The organism is Microcoleus sp. D2_18a_B4 (genome assembly GCF_036702475.1).
Taxonomy (GTDB): Bacteria; Cyanobacteriota; Cyanobacteriia; order Cyanobacteriales; family Microcoleaceae; genus Microcoleus.
Genome location: NZ_JAUBTL010000038.1, coordinates 1 through 15,545, shown reverse-complemented (window position 1 = coordinate 15,545; position 15,545 = coordinate 1). Strand labels below are relative to the sequence as shown.

Genomic DNA, 15,545 nt, shown 5'->3' with positions numbered 1-15,545 from the left:
TTTTTAAGGAGAACCATGCTTAAAAGATATTTCATTGCTCTGACCGCTGTATTCTTGACATTTCAGTTATTTGTCAGCAGTGCGATGGCTATCGAACTGAGTCCTGAACTTCGCACTCTGCCTTTGAATGACAAGGGTACTCCAGTGGTGCTGAGCCTCAAACAAGTTGAGCAAGGCAAACGCCTGTTCAATTCGGCTTGCGCTCAATGTCACGCTGCGGGCATGACCAAAACTGACCCGAACGTGAATTTGAGCCCGGAAACTCTGGCTTTGGCCAACCCGCCCCGGAATAATATTGAGTCGCTGGTGGACTTTATGAAAAATCCCACCACTTATGACGGGTTTGAGGAAATTTCGGAACTGCATCCGAGCATGAAGAGCGCGGATATTTTCGCTGAGATGAGAAATCTCTCGGATGACGATTTGTACGCGATTGCCGGTCACATTCTGTTGCAGCCGAAAATTGTCTCCAAGCAGTGGGCTGGTGGCAAAGGCGCTCGCTAATCGATTTTAGATTTTAGATTTTAGATTTTGGATTTTGGATTGGGAGAGGGCTGAAAATCGGCAATAATTGCTGGCTGGTCGTTTTTCGCTCTAAAATCTGAAATCTAAAATTTACCTCCGGCTCATTGATTCTCGCAAAAGGTTGTAGTCCCTCATGCTGCGTCGTGGTGCTTTTGTCTGCTTTCTGTTGGGGATGTTAATTATTTTGCCGATCGTGCTGTTGGCTCCTCAACCTGTTTTGGCTGCTGCCGATTCTTACGTGAATAGGTATTTACAAGCCAGCGAACCTGTGGCTTTGGAGTTGGACTCTGAGGGACATACTCGCTTGTTTTCGGCTCAGGATTTGTCTGCGGGCAAGGTGTTGTTCGAGCAAAGTTGCCTGAATTGTCATGTCGGAGGAGCTAATTTGCCTGATCCGACGATATCTCTGTCTTTGGCTGACCTCAAGGGGGCAACCCCTCCCCGCAACAATATCAATAGTCTGGTGGCGTATCTGAGAGAACCCATGACTTATGACGGTACAGAGGAGACTTTTTGGTGCCGCCAAGTGCCGGAAAGCTGGATGCCACAGGCTGAGATTGAAAATTTAGCGGCTTTTGTGATCCGGGCTGCTCAGAAAGCTCCGGGCTGGGGCGTGGAGAATTTTGAGAGTTGAACTGCCACTGCCAAAAAGTGGTAAATTACTCGGAAGAAGGCGATACGACTGCGCGATCGCGCCTGTTTTAACAGGTAAAATATCTAAAGAATCACCCTTTGCGTGTCCATTAGAGGAGAACTGCGTTGAAAAGACTCTTATCGATCGCCCTATTAGCGTTCGCAATTTTTACCGTCGGCTTTGGTCGCCCTGCTTTGGCAGGTGATGCGGTTAAAGGAGCTAAAATCTTTAGCTCGAACTGTGCTGCTTGTCACATCGGTGGCGGCAACGTGGTTATGGCCATGAAAACCTTGAAAAAGACTGCTCTTGAGAAGTACGGTATGAATTCTCTCGAAGCTATTACCACTCAGGTAACTAAGGGCAAAAATGCTATGCCTGCTTTCGCCGGCCGCTTGAAGCCCGAACAAATCGAGGATGTAGCAACCTACGTGCTCGAGCAATCTGAGAAAGACTGGAAAGGCTAAACTGCCTCTTTGAAGTCGGGCAGCCTGGGCGGGTTTGATTTAATTTAAAACTTGTCCTCCCGATCGCACCCTCTCTCACCCTTTGGCGAATAAACATCGGTTTGCAGCGATCTTAACCTATTTGGGAAAGCGCGCCAGAAATCCGATTTTTATTAGCTCAAGGGCGAGGGAGGGTAATTCTATTTTAGATTTTAGATTTTAGATTTTAGATTGAAGAATGAAGATTTTAGATTGCTCAATGCTGATTTTGGAGAAATTGTCAAGCACTTTATATTAAGATTTATTGTGGCTGCGCTCCCTAAATTAAAAGTGTGTGCTAGGATATAACCCCTTATTAGCAAAGCCTTGAAATCAAAATTAAAATCAATCAGGAAAGTGGAGTCTACACCTGCCATGAACGTAAAAACATCAGCAAAAGTTAAAACTCCAGTTAAAACTCTCGGAGACGCTGCATCTGGGGCGATTGAGAAATATTTCCGCAAAAGTGTAGCGCACGAGGCTGAAGTTCTCAAAGACAAAGACGCGGAAGAACTTCATCAAATGCGCGTGGGATTGAGACGTTTGCGATCGGCTGTGACGGGTTTTGCTCCGGTTTTAGATTGGCCAAAAGAGGCTTCTGAAGGCAAAATTGGTAAGGTGGGGCGGATTCTGGGAACGCTCAGGGATTTGGATGTGATGCTCGAAAGTCTCCAAAACCGCTATTACCCGAATTTGCCGACTCAAGAACAGAAAGTTTTGGATAAAGCTTTGTTGACTTTGCTCAAACAGCGACACCGGGCTTTGAAAGAGGTGAGGGCGATTTTAGAGCACAAAACCTACGAATCGCTGAAGCAGTCGATCGAGGATTGGCTGGAAAAACCGAAGTTTCAGGCGATCGAACATTTGCCAATTGCTGAGGTTTTGCCAGATTTACTGTTACCCCAAGTCAGCGAGTTTTTCCTACATCCTGCTTGGTTGCTGGGTACAAAATATGAAGATGGCAAAGTTAAAGTTGCTGATGATTTAAATGCTGAGGCTGTCGAAGAGAAGTTAGCAGCCGAGGGAACTATTCTGCACGATTTGCGGAAGCAAGCTAAGCGGGTTCGCTATTTGATGAATCTGTTTGGGAATTTTTACAGCGAGACTTACGAAGTTTATGTCGAAGATGTGAAAGCTATTCAGGAATGTTTGGGCGATATTCAAGACAGTGAAGTTTTAGGCGAGTTTCTGACAGATTTTGTCGATCGCGATCTGAAAAAAGAGTTGCCGAAGTTGGCTGGTTTGTTGGCCGAAAATCGCTACGCAGCTTGGCAAAAATGGCAGGTTTTGCAGCGCAGGTATTTGAATTCGGAAATGCGGCAAGGTTTCCGATCTGCTTTAATTCATCCTGTGGTTGAAGATGCGGCTAAGCAAGATTCGTCGCAGTAATTTTAGTGGGTTTGCAGTTAAACTTGGGCGCACTTTGGGTGCAACTGCAAGCAACACAGAAGTAGCTCGTTCTAATTAAACGTAAGACGCTCTATACTAGCGGTACCCTACCCCCTGCTCTTAAAATTTTGATTGCCTATGTTAAAATTCAGTGGCGGCGGGGAGAGTCCCCCGCCTGTCAAGATTTGGGTTGAAACTAAACAAATATTTACTCTGAATAAAAAAATGAGTGACCAACTTAACAAACCTCTGGAAATATGGATCACTGAAGATTTACTACTTCCTGGGGTACGCCCAGTCCCACTGCTAATGCACCTCAGCCCGCCGGACACTAATCCACAGTTACAGTTTTGGAATTGGCTCAGGGATAAATTACCGGAGCTAGTCAAGATTCACCGATTTACAGACTTGGCAGATGCAGGCAAGATTGTGGTAACTCCACATTTTATTTCAAGTTATTATGGCCTTCATAAGGAATCTGAATTACATAAATTCCGGCGCCAAGTATTAGGATCAAAAAGGACGCTCGTCACCTTTGCAAACTGTTTGGAGTGTCAGGCTTATCCAGGAGAAATCTTGTTTGCCTCGGCAACTTACCGTGATAAAAAAGAAAAATCCATACCCACACCCCCATGGCTTTATGACCTGGGAGAGAAGGTAAATATGCCAAAACCATCAATACCTACTGTCGGTTTTGTGGGAAATGTTGAATATCCATCCCGACTAAATACGTTGATACTACGTTATATTAAATTTTCGGATTCTCTGGTTAACTGGATGGCAGGCAACCTTTTTGTTAATCGTAATTTGGATTTGGGAAGGCGAAGGTTGATTGCACGATTAGTCAGAAAAAAAATAATTAATGAAGTGCGAAAAGCTAAAAATCTACAAATATCTTTGATTGAAAGAAAGGGAGATTTTTTTAGTCTTCCCGTGGAAGAAAGAAACCGCCAAAGAGCCGAGTATATCGAAAATATCGAGAATAATGCTTATATCTTGGCGATGAGGGGAGACGATAATGGCTGTTACCATCTCGGGGAGGTGATGTCAGCAGGGAGAATTCCGGTTTTCATTGATACCAATAAATCGTTACCGGAGTTGAGAGGTATGAAATGGGAAGATTTTTGCGTGATCGTTCCTTTTTCGGAAGTCCATCGGATTGGAGATTATATCCAAGCTTTTCACGATAAACTTTCGGATGATGATTTTGCTGAGGCCTGCCGGAAATCTCGCGCTGCTTTTGATCAGCTACTGCCTCACAATTTTGTTCTCAGGATTTTGGAAATAATTGCCAAAAGTACCAACTAATGATGTAGAAAAATTCCGAGATAATGGTGGCTAAGAATATAGGAGTTAATTTAAATATCGGAGAAAAATACAGGAGTTATTAATCATTTGTCCGATTTCTCTCCGGCATAAGTGTTAGAGTTGGCTAGTTATTTGTATTAGCGGTAGTTGATTAGAAGAAAAAGCGCTCGCTTTTTTCTTAATAGAAAATCACGACTGCAACCACTTCATAAACTTATTCGTCGCAGTACCAATAGACTCTCCGACTTGTTTCTTCAACCGCCACCGCTGAAACGCTTTTTCGTAATCTTCCCCTTCAGTTTGATAAACATTCCAAGCATTTAGCGACAATCCCAATCCCCACGTTAGTAAAATGAACAGTGACCAAGAAAGCTCGTGCGAACCTGCTAGATTAAACAAAACTAAAAAAGTATTGATAATGCCGTACTTGGTCACATTTTTCTGCAATTTGCGACGACGGTAAGTGTTAAAAACCAGCTTTTCTTGAACTTCTCCTCTAGTTGCTAACCATTGCTGTTCCGCCGCTACAATATCCTGTTCGGAAATGCCCAATTCCGCTGCAATCTCGAAAAGCTGCACTCTGGATAATTCCCCTTCATCCTGTCGGCGTGCGATCGCAAGCTGTAAAATACCCTGAGCATCCTCTGAACCGTAAATTTGATTTATTTGAGTTTCATTTGTCGCCATAAGAGGTTTCCTATAATTCCTGACATCCTTTCTATGATAGATAGAGACGCAGTTAAAGGACAGGTAGTGACATTGGCGGATTTCAACACCCGGACATTTGAGTGAGACTTCTGACTATGGGAGGGGAAATCGAAGAACCGATATATTTCCCCAAGTTGCAACTAATTAATTTCCCGAACTTTGACTAAGTTGGCTATCTCGTTTCAACATAAATTGATAAAATATCCCAAACAAAATCACCGCAATCATCCCCACCACTAAAGAACCTTCACCCTCATGCCAATATTTAAACAAATCTAGGCGCTTAGATGCCACTAACAATGCCATTCCCGCCACTCGAAAAACATTAATAATAAAACCAAAAAGGACAGCGACACCTATTACCAAAGCCTTATTTTGTTTAGTAGGAAACATCACCAAACAAACTACAGCTAAACCTAATAAGTAATTCATTGCCTCTATACCCGAACAACCCCCATTTACCAACACCCTTCCTGTCGGTAAAGCAACATAATTACCGTCACGTGTTACATTAAAACCGACATACCACAAAGAATAATAAGCAGTCTTAGCAGTAAGCGAGGTAACAAAATCCACTAAAGGTAACGTAATGACACTGGGGGTGCCATGAAAAAATAGTATTACCAATTCACGCCAATATAGTTTTAAGTTCTGATAACCTACTGCAAGCAGGCTCAAACCTAAACCCGACAAAAAAGGTGCCAGTCTTAAAAAAGGATCGGATTTACTGGAAACCCCAGCACTTTGAAATAAAATAAAAGCTATTAATAGCGTCCCAGCGACTATCGATAATAGGTCACTTTTTATATCACTCTGTTTGAGAATATCCTGGTTGTCCCAAAGCAGGGAACCCACAGCACACCAAAAAACTATACTCATCCAAAAATGAGCAACATCGTCGAATTTCCACAGGAGTGTCATATTCAGGGTTACTAAAGCTGTGGCGATAATGATGAGCCAAAAAAGTTTTCTCTTGAACATTTTAGATATTAGTTATTAGTTGATTGATGAGAGCCATACTGCGGACAGTTTTTGATAGTCAACCGTAGAATAAGGGTTGCAAGGCGATTCGGCAATCAAAGTACCCACGGAAAATCGAGGGTTTCAGACTACGAACTAAAAACAGTCCAGACTATTCTTAGATCATATCATAAAAATAGTAGGGGAGGTGGACAACTCAGTAGCTTGAACCCCTCCTACGGAAAGGACTCGGAGGATTTTAAGGGCTGTAAATCTTTGAGATGAGGTTAGTAGACACTCTGGAATTTGATGGATGGTGAGACTCAGAGGCAACGCATAGCTCAGCATTAGGACACATACTGAAAAGACTGCTACTCGAAATGATTGGTTGGGTGCCGAGCACTTGCTTACTTGGCCCCTGTAAGCAAAGACTAAAAAGCGAGTGAATCAACAAAAATTAAAAATAAGTAGCCTCAAGGAGGCTTGGATTTCTTGAGACTAGACGCAATTGGCACCGCGCATGGTGTGACACTGAGGTTCGAGTAAATACGGCTGAGCGAGTTAGAGTTGGAGCCATTCTCAATGGTGATTATCTGCTTTTCAAGAATCGAGCGTGTCTTTATAGCAATCCTAAATCATTTGTGAATTTCTTCCTCAGAGCGGCTTCGGGGAGGGTTGGGGTGCGGTAAAAAATTTACAATTCCTGCAAGGATTGCTATAGAGCGGAAATTCTTCAGAAACAGCCTTACGGTAGTTCTTAAATGCGCTGTCTAGGGGGGATTTGACGGCAGCATCTCAATGAAAGCAGCCCTCCGCTAGAAATTGGAACCCGGAGCCAGGAGCCAGGAGGAAGGAGCCAGAAGAAGTGTTTTTACAAATATGAGATGCTCGCTTGAGATAGGCTTCCAAGTCCGCGATTTTCACTGTGGCGCGCTATCAAATACTAAAAAACCTGGTTTCTTGGTGAAACCAGGTTTTTAGCTCGAACATAAAATAATCAGTGTGGCATCAAGCCAGAATCGAAAACCAGTTCAAACGATCGCCTATTCAGCTTTTTGAGCTTGAGCGCGTTGCTTTTTGAACTTAGCACCAAACCCAACAGCGGCTGCAGCAGCAAGCATTGTTAAAGGTTCAGGAGTAGCTTCAGTGTTGCTAGTGCTCATGTAAGCATCGCTATAGTCCTGACGACCAATACCCTGGACGTGCAACCCTAATCTTAAACTACCTGCATTCAAAGCGGAAACTACGCTAGCATAATTTCCAGTAAACTTCACTCCGAACATTTCGCTACCTTGGACAGCCAATCTATTACCACGACCCTCATCCCTTGTGAAGGCATAGTCTGTGGTGAAGCCAGTACCACCTTGAGGCAATTGATCGTTACTAAGACCACCCGTAAAGGATACCTGACCAATGTTACCCTGGTTAGCCACGGCATTAGACAGATAGCCATTATCATCAAAGAGAACTTTACCGATAAACATATCAGGGACTGCCGCATTTCCCGAGTTGAAGATGTTAAAAAGAACTGATGTACCACCATCGTCAATTACGTTAAATGAGAAGCTGTTTTGATAGGCATCTCCATACGTATCGCCACCAGTGATATTACCAAAGCTGAAGGCGGAGGCAGGTGCTGCGGATACTGCACTAACAGCGGCGATACCGGCAACAGCTAAAATAGATTTGACTAAGTTTAATGGGGATTTCATGGTTGACACCTTTATTTTTATGTTGACTGGAAGCAGGTTTTTTTCCTTCACATATTCAATCTAAAGCAAAGCCCAAGTTAATGCAAGTAGTTTTGATAAAGATTCGATGAAGATTGGGAATAAGCTGATGGGATTTAGGCAAAATGCCTAAATTGATGAGTTCTAGCTAGCTATTTCCTATCGCGTGCATCAAATAATAGGGGTGCTCCCACCCGGATTTTATTCCTGAGTTTTCTCTCTTTTAAAAAGCTATAACTCAGCTCCCTAAACAGGGGTGTCACACAGCATAATTACTGATAAAACTCTTTTAAAGCTGTAAATTATGCCCTTAAAAAGTTTTTGATCCGTGAATGTACGGTATAAAAGTTTAAGTGAGAGGTTGATGGGTGGGTAAAAATAGGTAAAAACCGATAGTGACAGTGGAAGCTGCGGACTGTGGGCTATAACTCAGGACAAAATCTTGGATCATATTCGGTGCGTCGATTCTCGCTTTCGGATTCAGCAACAAGCGCTATTTAGACTTATATGTTGCACCATTACCAAGAACGCACTCTCGGGCCCGTTCCACAAAGAATGAGTTTTCTTGTGGGGAGTAGGGGGTGGGCAGGAGAGGCCGCCCAAAACAGGCTTATCGATCATGGTGCAACATCTCAATTTAGAGACCAATGGTTTCGGTGCTCGTTATTATCTGTGACGCTGGAACTTTGACCGAGTAAAAGGACGACTCGACTTTCTGCGACATAGTTTGCGGAACGCCTCTACCGTCAGGGCTGTTTCATTCGCAGGAAAACCAGCCTTTTGACTCTTGTCGTGCCAAGAATGCCGACCCATACAGGATTTGTTAGGCCTTTGGTGGGATTGGGGCAACCACGGGAGGCTGCCCCGACAAGAGAATGAAACTGCCCTGCGTCTACCGTGGAAGGCGCGGTGGTCGTTATCTACAAATGTTGGGACTAATAATTCTATTTCTGGGTCTGCTTTCGCTAAAAATGGGTTAATATTATTTTCCCCAAAAAGCTTGATGCCCAGATGTAACGGGTGATAAGCAAGTAGAAATACTTGACGCTGTAAGGGTTTGAGTAGCTTGTCATCAAAACAATGTGTGCGTGCGATCGCTACTGTTTAGACTTTCTACAAGGTCTAATCACGATCGTTCGCGTTCGCTACCATCAAAATGGTCAATAAACTTGTGATAATTACTACTCTCTTGAGGGAGGTTCAACAGCCTAAACCCTCTAAATATCAAGGTTTCAGCGGATTTCTCACTCCGTCAATTCCCAGATTCAGTTTGGCGCTGTTTGAGGACAGCAGGAGGAACCGTCGCAGTCAGCAAAAATTGTCCCAGCCGTTGATTGAAGCTTCTCCGAGACGATCGACTCATTTGACATCTAAATTATCAGCGATCGCCTGATTGATATGGCGATCGACCGTCCTCACTCTTTTAAGATACAAGGGGCGGGTTTTTGAGATTGTCAATTATGGGCAGGTATTGTTGGTGAACCCGCCCCTACCGTATTAGGGGTAATCGACCGGACATAATATGACAAGCTTAGCCAGCAAAACCGAAAACACGCCGAAAATCCGATCGACTGGTGGGCCTGGTGCGATCGCTGCCTCAGAAAGGGCCCGGAGGGAGAATAAACCGATTTTTCTGTCAATTCGCTACTCTAGCTGCCACTGGTGTAGGGTGATGGAAGGGGAAGCATTTTGCGATCGGGCGATCGTCCAATACATGAATTCGCACCTTATACCGATAAAAAGCGCTTTTCACTCTCCCACCTGTTTCTTCAACCGCCACCGCCCAAACGCTTTTTCGTACTCTTCCCCTTCAGTTCGATCGACATTCCCAGCCCGACCTTCGTAAAATCAACAGCGACCAATCAAGCCCGTGTACTGCTGCTAGATTAATCCTAAATAAGTCGTAAATTTTTTACCCCACCCCAACCCTCCCCGAACTCGCGGGGAGGGAGTAAGAAATTCACAAATGATGCGAGGATTTCTATAACAGGTTTCCTATAATTCCTGACATCCTTTATATGAGAGATATAAGCGCAGTTAAACGGCAGGTAGTGGCCTTGGCTGATTTCAACACTCTTTTAAGAACAGGCAAGATGCCTGTTCCACAACAGAGTCTACTTATTGTGGAACAGGCCGGAAAGCCTGTTCCCGCAGTTAAACGGCAGGTAGTGGCCTTGGCGGATTTCAACACCCTTTTAAGAACAGGCAAGATGCCTGTTCCACAACAGAGTCTACTTATTGTGGAACAGGCCGGAAAGCCTGTTCCCGATAGAAGTACAAAATACCAATAACTAACCCAAAGTATACATCCAGCCATCCCTGGCGCAAATCCTCACAATTCCGTCCCAAACTACAGGCGTCGCCTCAAATGACATACCCGGCTTAAATCTCCCCGATTCTATTACTTTCAAACGGTAAAACTCCCCTTTAGCATTTCTCAAAGCATTCTGATCCCCCGACTTCGCTCGTTCCCAATTCAAATTGAACAAATAAACACCGTTGTATCCCGCACTGATCAGTTTATTGCCATCGGTAAAAATCGGAGTCGAAATTGAAGAACCAATCGCTTTTTTAAATACTATTACCGGAGTATCGTAAGACTGGTTTCGCCAAGGCACAAAATTTTTTTTACCTGTAATCATATCTTGGGAACCGATGTACAAATTGCCGTCGAGTGCATTTGTGGCAAACAGCGCCGGAAACTCCCCTGAATTGTACTCGTCATTCAACGCCACAGAGCCAATTATCCCGCCTTCCCAGCTAGAAAGTCGGCGGTTTCCGGTAGGCAAAAACCATTCGACGCTGGCATTCGGTTCCTTGTTGGGATTCAGCTTCAGCACTCCGCCGTTGCCCTGAATGTATTGTTTTTCAATGGCACAAAACAGTTTTCCTGATTTAGAAATTACAGCACTTCCATCCAAATCTGAACCAGTATAAAAATCCCAAACAATCTTTTTAGTTGCAATGCTAATACCGTAAATATGACCGGAACCAGCCGCTATAAATATTCTATCTTTGAGCCTTGATGGGGATGATTCAGCTACCAAGTTGCCGCGGTGCTTGCTGATATCTGCTGCTGCATAAAGCTGTACTTCCGACAAGATATTTGGCTGCTTGATGCCTTGTTTGATTTTTGCATTGCTTGTGGAACTATCGAGAAAATAGCCGATCGCATTTTCCCCCGCATTGAACAAAACGCCACCGCCGATGTCCAAAGCGCTGCTGTCATTATCGCGGCTGTAGCTGGGCGTTCTCCTGATGTCCAATTTCCAAAGTTCCTTGCCAGTTCTAAAAGATATTGCCCTAAAACTCGGCACGACACTTTTGCCACCACCGCCACTGCGGCTGCCTTGCAAAATTACAATTTTGTTTTCCGCGCTAGCTTTTTCATCGATATAAATCGTTGAGGAGCCTTTGATTATATCATCAAACTTATAGCGCCAAACTTCTTTATTGGTAGCAATATCTATTTTTCGCAAATTGTGGTCATAAGCACCTATAATTAAATAAGTTTTTCCCCCGTCTCTGGTAATTGTCGGCTGTCCTGTCCAACCGGCACCGCTCCAAACTACAGACCGCCTTCCCAGAAAAGTCCTGCCGCTGCCGAGTTGAAATTTGTCGATTAACTTCAAGCTTTTCGGAACACCTCTGCCGTAGAACCGACGCTTGTCGTTACCTAAAAAGGTCGGGACTAATAATTCTATTTCTGGGTCTGCTTTAGCCAGGAAATTGTTAAGATTAGTTTCTAATAAAGCTGGCTCCGAGGATGCAGTTTGGCTCAGTTTGAGAACAGCAGGAGGAACAGCAGCACTCAGCAAAAATTGTCCTAGCTGTTGATTGAAGGTTCTCCGAGATGATAAGCTCATATTAGATCGAGATAATCAGCATTATACCAAATTTTTATGAGGCCCCGTAGAATCTGATCCCCCCTAACCCCCCTTAATAAGGGGAGTAGGGGGTGGGACAAGATTCTTCTCAAAGTCCCCATTCTTAAGGGGGATGCGAGGGGGATCGAGATATGTGCAACTTCACATTTAATTGGTATTAATATTAAAACATAATTATCAGCCACAACTCAACTAAAACATCTCGCGCTAAACTGCTATAGAACTGACAAGCTTACTCAGCACGAGTTAAAGTGGATTTGATTATGGTCAACCGTCTTGCTCAATCCCAAAGCCTTTACCTGCGGAAACACGCCGAAAATCCGATCGACTGGTGGCCTTGGTGCGACGAAGCCCTAGAAGCGGCCCGAAGCGAAAACAAACCGATTTTCCTGTCAATTGGCTACTCTAGCTGCCACTGGTGTACGGTGATGGAAGGGGAAGCATTTTCCGATCGCGCGATCGCCCAATACATGAATTCGCATTTTATACCGATAAAAGTCGATCGCGAAGAACGCCCGGATATTGACAGCATTTATATGCAAACCTTGCAAATGATGACCGGTCAAGGCGGTTGGCCGCTCAACGTTTTTCTCACTCCAGACGAGCGAGTTCCCTTCTACGGAGGCACTTATTTCCCCGTAGAACCGCGCTACGGACGGCCGGGATTTTTAGAAGTTTTGCAAGCAATTCGCCGCTTTTACGACACAGAAAAAGGCAAAGTAGAAGCCTTCAAAGCAGAGATTTTAGGCAACCTCCAACAGACGGCTGCGCTGTCAGGAGTAACCGCCGAATTAAATCGCGAACTCTTCCAAAAAGGGTTAGAACTCAACACCGGAATTATTGCGGGCAGCAACCCCGGCCCCAGTTTTCCGATGATACCTTATGCTGAGCTAGCACTGCGGGGAACGCGATTTAATTTTGAATCAAAATACGACAGCAAACAAGTCTGCACTCAGCGCGGATTAGACTTAGCATTGGGCGGCATTTACGACCATGTAGGAGGCGGATTTCACCGCTATACGGTTGATGCGACTTGGACTGTGCCACACTTTGAAAAAATGCTCTACGACAACGGTCAAATTGTTGAGTATTTAGCAAATTTGTGGAGCGCGGGAATACAAGAACCCGCTTTTGAAACTGCGATCGCGGGGACAGTAGAATGGTTGAAGCGAGAAATGATTGCGCCGACAGGTTATTTTTATGCTGCACAGGATGCTGACAGCTTTAACACTTCGGAAGAAGTTGAACCGGAAGAAGGAGCATTTTATGTCTGGACTTATGCCGAACTGGAACAACTATTAACTGCTGAGGAATTGGCCGAAATTAAAGCACAGTTTACTGTTAGTCGCAACGGCAATTTTGAAGGCAAGAATGTATTGCAGCGCCGCCATCCAGGAAAACTGAGCGACGCGGTAGAAACGGCTTTGGCTAAACTCTTTGCTGTTCGCTACGGTGGCAATCCCGATACTGTAAAAACCTTTCCGCCAGCCCGCAACAATCAAGAAGCTAAAAACGACAGTTGGCCGGGTAGAATTCCCGCCGTTACTGACACGAAAATGATTGCGGCTTGGAATAGCTTAATGATTTCGGGTTTAGCCCGCGCTGCGGCAGTTTTTGGAAATTTGGAATATCTGGAATTAGCTGTGAAAGCGGCTAATTTTATTTTAGACAATCAGTGGACGGATGGGCGGTTTCAGCGGTTGAATTATGACGGACAATCTGCTGTTACCGCGCAGTCGGAAGATTATGCTTTGTTTGTGAAAGCTTTGTTGGATTTGCATCAAGCGAGTTTGACTTTAGGCAACGGGGAAGAGGCAAAACAGTTGCCGAATTCTCAGTTTTGGTTGGAGAAAGCTGTGCAGGTGCAAGAAGAGTTTGATGAGTTTTTGTGGAGCGTGGAATTGGGAGGATATTACAATACTGCTAAGGATGCTAGCGGAGATTTGTTGGTACGGGAACGCAGCTATATAGACAATGCAACTCCGGCGGCGAATGGAATTGCGATCGCCTCTTTGGTTCGCCTCGCGCTGTTGGGCCCGAATTTGGAATATCTCGATCGCGCCCAACAAGGTTTGCAAGCTTTCAGCAGTATTGTACAAGATGCTCCGCAAGCTTGTCCGAGTCTACTTTCGGCGATCGATTTGTATCAGCATTCTACCCTGATTCGCACGACTCCCGACCAGATTTCGGGGTTGATTTCGCAGTATTATCCGACTGCTGTGTGTCAGATTGAGGCTGATTTGCCTGAAGGGGTTATCGGGTTAGTTTGCGAGTGTTTGACTTGCAAGGAACCTGCTAAAAGTCAAGAGCGGCTGTTGGAGGAAATTTTGCAAAGTCAAACGCGAGTTTAGTACCCATACTGTCTATATTATTGAACCGCGAAGACGCGAAGAACGCGAAGGAAGAAGGAGGAAGCAGAAGGAAGAAGTAGATTATCTTCTACCGGGAAGGAAGTACATCTTCAATCCGCTCCTCAATCTTCCAAAGAATCTCAGTGGCTTCAGCCCGCTTGAGTGTCAACAAATGCAGATACTTTCCGGCGGCACGGCAACTCGAACGCTGTCGCCGACTTGGTGTCGCTGCAAGTCATCTCTGTGCAAGTTTTGTCGGCGAAGGGCGATCGAACTTTTAGCAGTCAACCGCACCGTATAGCGCGTATCAGTGCCAATATAAATAGCCTCTTCTACTATTGCGGGCCAGCTATTTTCAGCATCATAATTAGCAGGATAAATAGCAGCTTTTTCGGGCCGCAACACCAGGGTAACAACTTTCCCAGGGGGGATATCTTCGGCTGTTGCAACTAACACGGGCAACTCCTGGTCAACCAACACGATTATTTTACCGTTTTGCTGTTCTACTACTCGACCACTTAAAAAATTGCTGTCGCCAATAAAATCAGCAACAAACCGCGTTTTAGGATATTCATAAATATCAACAGGCGTGCCGACTTGTTGCAGTTTTCCTCCATCCATCACTGCAATTCTGTCCGACATCGTTAGTGCTTCTTCCTGATCGTGAGTTACATAAATAAACGTAATTCCCAATTTTCGCTGCATTTTTTTTAATTCTAATTGCATCTCTTTACGCAATTTTAAATCCAGCGCTCCTAAAGGTTCATCCAACAGCAAAACAGACGGCTGTTTGACTAATGCTCTTGCTAGTGCTACTCGCTGCTGCTGTCCCCCTGACAGTTGGCGGGGATAGCGTTTTCCTACCTCGGTTAACTGTACTAATGCTAAGGCTTCAGCAACGCGATCGCGAATTGTTTTCTGAGGCAAATTCTCCATTTCTAACCCAAAAGCGGCATTTTGTGCTACTGTCATGTGCGGAAATAAAGCATAGTTTTGAAATACCGTATTTACTGGGCGGTGAAATGGCGGGCGATTTTGCATCGGTTGGCCGTGAATGTAAATTTCGCCTGCTGTGGGAATTTCAAAACCAGCTATCATTCGCAAAGTTGTAGTTTTGCCGCAGCCGGAAGGGCCGAGTAAAGAAAAGAATTCTCGATCGTAAATTTGCAGGTTGATGTTATCTACAGCTAAGAAATCTTGACTGCGGACACTTTTAAATACTTTGGAAACTTCTAAAACTTCGACAGCGTGCATTCTGTTAGTATGTGTGAGTAATAAAAATCTGAGATCGAGTCCTGATATCTTGCACCATTCTCCATTACTTGTTTAGGAACGGGCAAGATGCCCGTTCCACAAGAAAATTAAGTTTTGTGGAACGGGCATCTTGCCCGTTCTTGACGATGGTGCAACTCCAATGCCAACTCAAAATTTAAGTGCACCAGGCCGGGCAGAAACCTGTGTTATATCATTTCCGGTTACACCGGAATGATGTTGACAGTGAACAGTGAACAGTGAACAGTGAACAGTGAACAGTGAACAGTGAACAGTGAACAGTGAACAGTGAACAGTGA

The 15,545-nt window shown here is 44.6% G+C and carries 13 protein-coding genes and 1 pseudogene; 9 read left to right on the top strand and 5 right to left on the bottom strand.

Annotated features, from left to right (window positions below):
* Positions 1–15: 15 nt before the first annotated feature.
* The 5 genes from psbV (at position 16) to QUB04_RS20540 (ending at position 4,338) form a co-directional block, all read left to right on the top strand.
* A complete protein-coding gene (gene psbV, locus QUB04_RS20560) occupies positions 16–504 on the top strand; it encodes a photosystem II cytochrome c-550 (protein ID WP_190663569.1) in 489 nt (162 codons plus the stop codon).
* Between the two features lie 154 nt (positions 505–658).
* On the top strand, positions 659–1,159 hold the full coding sequence (gene psbV2 / locus QUB04_RS20555; RefSeq protein WP_333287153.1) for a photosystem II cytochrome PsbV2: 501 nt from the start codon (positions 659–661) through the stop codon (positions 1,157–1,159).
* Between the two features lie 125 nt (positions 1,160–1,284).
* Positions 1,285–1,623 carry a cytochrome c6 PetJ gene (petJ, locus tag QUB04_RS20550; protein WP_333142200.1) on the top strand — a complete coding sequence of 113 codons (339 nt, stop codon included), beginning with the start codon at positions 1,285–1,287 and terminating at the stop codon, positions 1,621–1,623.
* A 393-nt stretch (positions 1,624–2,016) separates the two neighbouring features.
* The gene (locus QUB04_RS20545) at positions 2,017–3,030 is read left to right on the top strand and encodes a CHAD domain-containing protein (RefSeq protein WP_333287151.1); all 1,014 of its coding nucleotides are present in this window, start codon (positions 2,017–2,019) and stop codon (positions 3,028–3,030) included.
* A 225-nt stretch (positions 3,031–3,255) separates the two neighbouring features.
* On the top strand, positions 3,256–4,338 hold the full coding sequence (locus QUB04_RS20540; RefSeq protein ID WP_333287150.1) for a hypothetical protein: 1,083 nt from the start codon (positions 3,256–3,258) through the stop codon (positions 4,336–4,338).
* Positions 4,339–4,527: 189 nt separating this feature from the next.
* On the opposite strand, the gene QUB04_RS20535 is transcribed toward QUB04_RS20540, so the two are convergent.
* The 3 genes from QUB04_RS20535 to QUB04_RS20525 form a co-directional block, all read right to left on the bottom strand.
* Positions 4,528–5,025 (bottom strand): 2TM domain-containing protein, encoded by a 498-nt coding sequence (locus QUB04_RS20535; RefSeq protein ID WP_333287149.1) that lies wholly within the window; start codon positions 5,023–5,025, stop codon positions 4,528–4,530.
* A 165-nt stretch (positions 5,026–5,190) separates the two neighbouring features.
* Complete coding sequence (gene crtA, locus QUB04_RS20530) at positions 5,191–6,027, bottom strand: cyanoexosortase A (protein WP_333287148.1); 837 nt, start codon at positions 6,025–6,027, stop codon at positions 5,191–5,193.
* A gap of 1,022 nt (positions 6,028–7,049) precedes the next feature.
* Entirely contained in the window at positions 7,050–7,769 is a 720-nt protein-coding gene (locus QUB04_RS20525) for a PEP-CTERM sorting domain-containing protein (protein ID WP_333287147.1), read from the bottom strand.
* Positions 7,770–8,907: 1,138 nt separating this feature from the next.
* Here QUB04_RS20525 and QUB04_RS20520 point away from each other — a divergent pair.
* From QUB04_RS20520 to QUB04_RS20510, 3 genes and pseudogenes are all read left to right on the top strand, one after another.
* Positions 8,908–9,129, top strand: coding sequence for a hypothetical protein (locus tag QUB04_RS20520; RefSeq protein WP_333287145.1), 222 nt, complete (start codon positions 8,908–8,910; stop codon positions 9,127–9,129).
* Positions 9,130–9,302: 173 nt separating this feature from the next.
* Positions 9,303–9,477, top strand: a pseudogene (locus QUB04_RS32575) (DUF255 domain-containing protein); the annotation flags it as partial.
* A gap of 316 nt (positions 9,478–9,793) precedes the next feature.
* Complete coding sequence (locus QUB04_RS20510) at positions 9,794–10,027, top strand: hypothetical protein (protein ID WP_333287141.1); 234 nt, start codon at positions 9,794–9,796, stop codon at positions 10,025–10,027.
* Here the strand turns inward: QUB04_RS20510 and QUB04_RS20505 are convergent, their stop codons facing one another.
* Positions 10,028–11,602, bottom strand: a complete 1,575-nt coding sequence (locus tag QUB04_RS20505) for an outer membrane protein assembly factor BamB family protein (protein WP_333287139.1) — start codon at positions 11,600–11,602, stop codon at positions 10,028–10,030.
* A gap of 284 nt (positions 11,603–11,886) precedes the next feature.
* On the opposite strand from QUB04_RS20505, the gene QUB04_RS20500 reads away from it, so the two are divergent.
* Complete coding sequence (locus QUB04_RS20500) at positions 11,887–13,974, top strand: thioredoxin domain-containing protein (protein WP_333287137.1); 2,088 nt, start codon at positions 11,887–11,889, stop codon at positions 13,972–13,974.
* A 165-nt stretch (positions 13,975–14,139) separates the two neighbouring features.
* Here QUB04_RS20500 and QUB04_RS20495 read toward each other — a convergent pair whose 3' ends face one another.
* Complete coding sequence (locus QUB04_RS20495; protein WP_333287135.1) at positions 14,140–15,228, bottom strand: ABC transporter ATP-binding protein; 1,089 nt, start codon at positions 15,226–15,228, stop codon at positions 14,140–14,142.
* Positions 15,229–15,545 lie beyond the last annotated feature (317 nt).

Bases quoted from the DNA above. Each gene is read 5' to 3' on its own strand.
- QUB04_RS20500 (WP_333287137.1), top strand. From the start codon at position 11,887: ATGGTCAACCGTCTTGCTCAATCCCAAAGCCTTTACCTGCGGAAACAC.
- QUB04_RS20535 (WP_333287149.1), bottom strand. From the start codon at position 5,025: ATGGCGACAAATGAAACTCAAATAAATCAAATTTACGGTTCAGAGGAT.
- QUB04_RS20540 (WP_333287150.1), top strand. From the start codon at position 3,256: ATGAGTGACCAACTTAACAAACCTCTGGAAATATGGATCACTGAAGAT.
- psbV (WP_190663569.1), top strand. From the start codon at position 16: ATGCTTAAAAGATATTTCATTGCTCTGACCGCTGTATTCTTGACATTT.
- QUB04_RS20545 (WP_333287151.1), top strand. From the start codon at position 2,017: ATGAACGTAAAAACATCAGCAAAAGTTAAAACTCCAGTTAAAACTCTC.
- psbV2 (WP_333287153.1), top strand. From the start codon at position 659: ATGCTGCGTCGTGGTGCTTTTGTCTGCTTTCTGTTGGGGATGTTAATT.
- QUB04_RS20495 (WP_333287135.1), bottom strand. From the start codon at position 15,228: ATGCACGCTGTCGAAGTTTTAGAAGTTTCCAAAGTATTTAAAAGTGTC.
- QUB04_RS20505 (WP_333287139.1), bottom strand. From the start codon at position 11,602: ATGAGCTTATCATCTCGGAGAACCTTCAATCAACAGCTAGGACAATTT.
- crtA (WP_333287148.1), bottom strand. From the start codon at position 6,027: ATGTTCAAGAGAAAACTTTTTTGGCTCATCATTATCGCCACAGCTTTA.